This is a genomic window from Acinetobacter sp. 228, from assembly GCF_048147885.1.
Window position 1 is genome coordinate 1 of the sequence record NZ_JAYWYV010000207.1, and the last position, 1,533, is coordinate 1,533.

The 1,533-nt window shown below is 41.7% G+C and carries 2 protein-coding genes; both read right to left on the reverse strand.

Translation table 11 applies throughout. From position 1 onward, the window contains the following. Nucleotides 1–348 (reverse strand): aldehyde dehydrogenase family protein (locus VXQ92_RS17410; protein WP_416682664.1); only part of this gene is annotated, 348 nt, incomplete at its 3' end. Between the two features lie 64 nt (nucleotides 349–412). Further along, complete coding sequence (gene cntA / locus VXQ92_RS17415) at nucleotides 413–1,528, reverse strand: carnitine monooxygenase subunit alpha (RefSeq protein ID WP_001277084.1); 1,116 nt, start codon at nucleotides 1,526–1,528, stop codon at nucleotides 413–415. Nucleotides 1,529–1,533: the final 5 nt, after the last annotated feature.

A 1,533-nucleotide genomic window follows, 5' to 3' on the forward strand; every position in this document is an offset into this window, starting at 1 on the left:
AAATGATGCAGCATAGCGAACCTCGCCTTTTGCTTCTGCTAAAGGCTTGCCTTGCTCAATGGTCATGATTAAAGCAAGTTCATCGGTATGATCGAGAACCAGTTTATGCCAAGCCAATAAGATATCAGCACGGTTTTGGGCCGTTAAAGCTTTCCAACTTTGTAAAGCCGTATAGGCAGCTTCAACTGCTTGGGTTGCCTCTACCGCTCCCATATTAGGAATTGTGCCAATTTCTTCACCTGTAGCTGGGTTACTCACCGGAACAGTCGCATTTGACTGTGCAGCTAGCCATTGCCCATGAATATAGGCTTGTTGCTGAAATAGTTCAGTACTTTGTAAACTCGACATATCGTCTTCCTAACTGAAGAATCAGGTGTAAGTCATCTTTACACCTGAATAAATCCCTTTGTTTTTATTGATGGTACTGCGCCACAAGATGTTGGAAGTAAGCAATACCATGCTCACTGATACCAGAACGTTGCTTGTCAGTCATGATACGGCCTTGACCACGATAACCACGTGATTTCAATCCACGTTGTACGCTCTCTACCAAGTTCAAATCTTCCGGGCGGAATACATTGCGATACCACTCAATCAAATCTTTTTGATCTTGAGTCAGTTCTTCGTTCGTAAAGTAAATATCGTAATGCTGCAAAGTTGTTTCTGCATCAACAGGGAATTCATAAATAACTGTCATGAAGTTGCTGCCTGGTGGTACGTTGAACATGGTGCAAGGCCAAGTCCAGAAACCATGAAACTCAGGATCTGTTACTGATGGATCAAGTTTGAATGACTTCTCAGATGAACGTGCAAAGCCATATTGTAATGTCCAGTTTTGATGTGTTGTATGCCAGTATTTATCGACTTGTACAGAGTCAGCAAAGCCTGGATGTGCAGGTCCACAGTGGTAGCATTCCATGTAGTTATCAACAATCACTTTCCAGTTTGCTGGTGTTTCTGTCACAAAGCGTGCTGCCAATTTTAAATCTTTAATCACACCACATGCTTGATTTAAACGCTCAGCAAAGCCCGGGAGCTGGTCTTCTACACAAGTCGCATTTTCATCCATATTAATAAATACGAAACCTGCATATTCTTCGACTTTTAAAGGCACCATGCTTGAGTTTTCTTTATCGAAAGATTCAACATGGTCACAGTTACGTGCCAAAGCTAAGCTACCGTCTAGCTTAAACGTCCATGCATGATATGGGCAGGTAATTACATTTTTTGCTTTACCACTACCGCTTAAAAGTTCATGACCACGGTGCGGACACACATTATAAAATGCGCGTAGAACACTATCTTTACCACGAATGATGACAATATTTTCACCAATCACTTTACGGGTAATATAGTCATTTGGCTGAGCCAACTCACTACCATGTGCAACGCAAATCCAGCTTTTAGCAAAGATTGCCTCTTTCTCGTGCTCGAAAACTTGAGATGAAGTATAGAAAACTTTAGGGAAAGTCCATGCAACATCTGGGTTTGCGCAAAAATCTTCAGGTAATTTTTCAACTGCACTCATGTTTT

Bases quoted from the DNA above. Each gene is read 5' to 3' on its own strand.
- cntA (WP_001277084.1), bottom strand. From the start codon at position 1,528: ATGAGTGCAGTTGAAAAATTACCTGAAGATTTTTGCGCAAACCCAGAT.